5 protein-coding genes are annotated in these 4,451 nt (G+C 48.6%); 4 read left to right on the top strand and 1 reads right to left on the bottom strand.

What is annotated here, in order from left to right; all coding sequences use genetic code 11:
* Positions 1-426 precede the first annotated feature (426 nt).
* A complete protein-coding gene (locus tag H740_RS04765) occupies positions 427-684 on the bottom strand; it encodes a SemiSWEET family transporter (protein WP_002951935.1) in 258 nt (85 codons plus the stop codon).
* 120 nt (positions 685-804) lie between these two features.
* Here H740_RS04765 and mobA point away from each other — a divergent pair, with 120 nt between their 5' ends.
* The 4 genes from mobA to H740_RS04745 all read left to right on the top strand — a co-directional run bounded on the left by mobA (position 805) and on the right by H740_RS04745 (position 4,163).
* On the top strand, positions 805-1,464 hold the full coding sequence (gene mobA, locus H740_RS04760) for a molybdenum cofactor guanylyltransferase (RefSeq protein ID WP_002951933.1): 660 nt from the start codon (positions 805-807) through the stop codon (positions 1,462-1,464).
* Positions 1,461-2,555 carry a phospholipase A gene (locus H740_RS04755; RefSeq protein ID WP_002951930.1) on the top strand — a complete coding sequence of 365 codons (1,095 nt, stop codon included), beginning with the start codon at positions 1,461-1,463 and terminating at the stop codon, positions 2,553-2,555. The genes mobA and H740_RS04755 overlap by 4 nt, the downstream gene beginning before the upstream one ends.
* Before the next feature lie 231 nt (positions 2,556-2,786).
* A complete protein-coding gene (locus tag H740_RS04750; RefSeq protein ID WP_002951928.1) occupies positions 2,787-3,656 on the top strand; it encodes a toxin-antitoxin system YwqK family antitoxin in 870 nt (289 codons plus the stop codon).
* An 18-nt stretch (positions 3,657-3,674) separates the two neighbouring features.
* Complete coding sequence (locus H740_RS04745) at positions 3,675-4,163, top strand: SMI1/KNR4 family protein (RefSeq protein WP_002951923.1); 489 nt, start codon at positions 3,675-3,677, stop codon at positions 4,161-4,163.
* The last annotated feature ends 288 nt before the right edge of the window (positions 4,164-4,451 follow it).

Here is a 4,451-nt window from a genome sequence, read left to right as displayed (position 1 = left end):
AAATCATCTCAAAATACTTCGCCTTATCATTGTTGCGTTCAAACTTGAAGCTAAATTTGCAAATTTCAGCTTCAAATTTTACCCACCGAGACCCGCGTCTTGAAAACTGCAAATTTAAAACGTGCGGCGCAGTGGAGCCAAATAAACCTGTACGTAGTGTAGCAACCTCTCACGTGCAGTGGGGTCGGAGAGGGTTTCTGCGTCGCTGCGCCCTGCCAAAGCAGCTTGCAAGCAAGAAGAGACAGCTAGCATTCGTAGCTACGAGCAAAGCGCCATTTAAGCCCTCCCCCTTAACAAGAAAATCAAGATATTAAAATACAGCAAAACAGTGCAGAAATTTTGCATTCAAATTTGAGTTTGCAAAACCCGAGCCAAAAGTATCAAATTTAACTTCGCCGTATCGGTAAATTTAGCGGTTTTTGTCCTTTAAAACGCCGTTATCGTCGCCAAAAGTCCAAAGATGATGCCGGGCAAATTCGCAGCCGCTAGCGGGTAGTCTCTTTTAGCTTTTAGCAAGCCGTAGCTAGTCCAGATCGTGCAGTTTATCGCTGCGGCTAGAGGCTGGATAAAAGGCGTCTTATTGCCTTCAAGGTTGCCCATTATCTGCGGGATGTAGGAAATATACATAATGACCGACAGGCACGTGCCTATCCAACCTAAAATTTGTAAATTTTTCTCGCTCATTTTTTCTCCTTTGAAATAAAAGCCGCATTATACTATTTTTAGGGTGCGGCGGGTGCATTTTGGTAAATCAAAGCCGTTTTTGGCTAAAGTTAGCCTTATAATTTTGCTTAAGGAAAAAAAATGAAAACATGCGTCATCCTGGCCGGCGGCAAAAGCTCGCGAATGGGCCGCGACAAAACGCTGCTGCCTTTTGGCGGATTTGCGACGCTCACGCACTACGGAGCGCATAAATTTGGGCGGATTTTCGAGCGCGTATTCGTTAGCTCCAAATTTGAAAAATTCGACCCGCCCCTGCCGCTCATAAAAGATGCCGGTGCAGATGAGATCTTGCGGTCAAATTTGACAGAGGCGCGCAACGATGCGCCGACAAACTCAGCTCAAATTTTGGCGCAAGATACGTCAAATTTGAGCGAGCCAGCCTTTTCTCCGATGCTAGCGCTTTACAGTATCCTTAGAAATTTCCCAAACGAAAGCGTCTTTATCGTCCCGGCCGATATGCCCTTTGTTAGCGAAGAGTGCGTGCGCGAACTATATAAATTTACCGGCGAATACGATATGGTCATCGCCGCAGACGAGTCGCATACGCACTCGCTTTGCGGGTTTTTTAGCGGGGATTTAGCAGGCGCGGCGGGTGGGCTTTTTGCTGCCGGCGAGCACAAGATCGGGCTTTTGCGCGACCGCTGCCGCTGCAAGATCGTAAAATTTGCAAACGCGGACGAGTTTTTTAACATCAACTACCAAGCCAATTACGAACAAGCTTTAAAAGAAGGAAAAATATGAAAAAAATTATCGTTTTACTGGCGATTTTGTTAAATTTAGCCGTAGCTGGCGAGACGGAAACGGCGAAGCAAAATTTAACCCCGCAGTCAGAAAATCTAGCTGAAAATTTAACCGAGCCGACCGCCAAAGACGAAGCCAAGCGCCTCTACGAAGCTGCCGTAAAGCTCGAGTATGAAGGCGACAAAACAAGAGCTCTGCAGCTTTATAAACTGGCGGCTAAAAAGGCGATATTTACTGACGAGGACGGCGAAACTGCCGCCATGGAGCGCTCCGTGATCGCGCCCTCAGATAGTGTAGCAGATGCGCCCGTGGAGGAACAAAAGATCGCCTCCAAAGAGCGCCCGAAAGCAAAATTTGAGAGCGGAGAGGCATACGACGTGGATGAAATTTTAGGCTTAAAAATGCACCACCTAAACTACCTCCTGCCGGCAACCTACGCATTTAACGACGTCGAGGGCAGGCGCAGATTTGAGACCGCTTTTCAAATCAGCCTGCAAAAGCCGCTGTTTTACGACGTGTTTGATATGAATGAAACCATCTCGGCGGGCTACTCGCAAAGCTCGTGGTGGCAGACCGCCAAAGGCTCTACGCCGTTTCGCGAGACCAACTATCGCCCCGAGATTTTCGTGACCGTTCCGATGAGATTTGAGGCGCTGCCGAGCCTTGACTACCTACGCGCGGGGCTTTTGCACGAGAGTAACGGCCAGGGCGGCGAGAAGTCGCGCTCGTGGAACCGCGTATATCTCGAGGCTAAACTTTACGCCGGTAGCCTCGTCGTGATCCCGCGAGCGTGGGCGCGCATCCCCGAAAGCAAGGGTAGCGACGACAACCCCGACATCGAAAAATACCTCGGAAATATGGATATAAATTTCGCCCTACCTTTCCGCGGCCACGTCTTTACGGCGATGGTGCGAAACAACCTGCATTTTGATAAAACCAACCGCGGCGCGGGCGAGCTTGGGTGGCTCTTTCCATTTGGTAAGAATGGAGTATACGGCTATGTGAAGTACTTCACGGGATATGGCGAGAGCCTCATCGACTACAACCGCCACACCGATAAAGTCGGTATCGGCTTTGCGATTTTAAAATAAGGAGCTGTCGCTTCGGGCGGCGTCGACAAGGTAAAAATCGCGGCAAAAACGACATAAACGAAAGTCAAATTTGACCGAACCGACAAGCACGGCAAATTTGACGAGCGGGCAATACGTATAGCAAAGCTCAAGAGTAAATTTTAAAAATTACAAACGCGGTGCGATCCTTTAAATTTACGCAAAGTCGCCGCCACAATGCAAGCGCGAAATTCGTCAAATTTAGGAAGATAGATGAAAAATTTATTAAAGCTTTTTATCGTCTTGACCTGCGCGACCTCGCTGCAAGCAGTCGGTAACTGCGCGCCACAGCAGCAAAAAGACGAGCAAATCGCAACCTATGAGATATTTTTTAAGTACGACCTACGCAACGGCGAAAAGGACGCAAGCGGCAAAATACGCAACAGACTCTACCTCATCGAGCTAGACGCGAGCGGCACGCAACTAAATCGCTACGTCATCGACGAAGCGGACGAGAAGTACAAGCGCAAGATCCCGGACGACCCATCCACAAAGCTAAAAATCTCGTTCGCCATCCGCAAAAACGAGCGCTGGGTGCTGCTCGAAGTCTACTCAAAAGAGCACCGAGACGCGCCTGCGTTCACGGCCGAGAGATGCCTGTGGGGCGGGCTAGAAAAGGAGCTACTAGAACTTTTTGACGCGGGCGAGGTGCTAAAGCTGTACCGAAAAACCAAACGCTTCGACGCAAATTTAGGCTTTTTCGTCGAAAATAACATAGCCGAATACCGCAGAGACGGCAAGCCATCGTATAAGGAATTTACCAGTGTCCGAACCGGTAAAAAAGAAACGACTTTTGAAAAATACGACGATAGCGGTCGCCTGCACAGCCGCGCTTACCAGATAGGCGGCGAGTCTGCGTATTTTGAGTTTTTCTACCCGAGCGGCAAACTAAAAAGCGTGATAGACCAGCGCCAAACGATCGGCAAGCCGCTTAGCGAGGCGGTTAAAATACAAAAAGAATTTAACGAAAAAGGCGAGCTCGTAAAAGAGGTCGTAACCGACGCGAAAGCGGGCGCGGCGACTACTAAATTTTACGGCGAAAACGGCGAAATCATAAAAACCGAAACAAAAAATCTCAGATAAACCGAGAGTGGAAAAAATTTGTTTTTAAAGCCAGACGAGATCGCTCGCGAGCTAGAGGAGATGTACCTGCCTCTGGAACAAGAGGGCATAACGGGCATGAGGCTGTTAGCACAAAGCAATGCCGACGCGTCCACGCGGGCGCTAGAAAATGCGCAAGAAGCTCTAGGCGTCAAATTTCCGCTTGCGCTTTCGCGGCTAGTTTGCGAATTTAACTTCGGCAAATTTGAAGTTTGCAACGTACGATTTGGCGCCGGCGGCGACTACGCTAGCGAGCTAGTGCGGCTAAACAGCACCGACGAATACGGCGGTAAATGGTGGCACGACGATACGCGTCCTGCAAATTTGATAGTTTTTGCCGTGGGCGATCCGTGGATATTTCTGATTGATTGCGCGGACGGCGCGATTTATGCGTGGCTGCTTGGAGACGAAGAGCTTTGCGGTAGGCGCGTTACGGGCGATTCTGAGAGATTTTTAGAGCGCTTGCTAGTATCGGTATCGCGCGACTAAGCAAAAAGGCCGTACCGAGCGCAGAAGAAATAGCTAAATTCCTCCAAGCAGGCGATGATAAGGTGCTTAAGTTTTGGCGAGAAATGGCTGAAATTTGATAAATTTATGCTTGAAAGCTAGGCCTTTTCGCTGGCTTTGGCGGCAAATTTGGCTGATTTCAAAACTCTAAATTTGGCAACAACTTCCGTCAAATTTTAACTCCAAATTTACAAATTTTACTTGCAAACCGGGTCAAATTTATATTATTTTTTGCATTCTGGTGCTAAATTTGAGCTCAAATTTGCCGTA

The organism is Campylobacter showae CC57C (genome assembly GCF_000344295.2).
GTDB classification, from domain to species: Bacteria; Campylobacterota; Campylobacteria; order Campylobacterales; family Campylobacteraceae; genus Campylobacter_A; species Campylobacter_A showae_B.
Note: the sequence above shows the minus strand (reverse complement) of the source record. Positions and strands in the feature narration are given on the sequence as shown.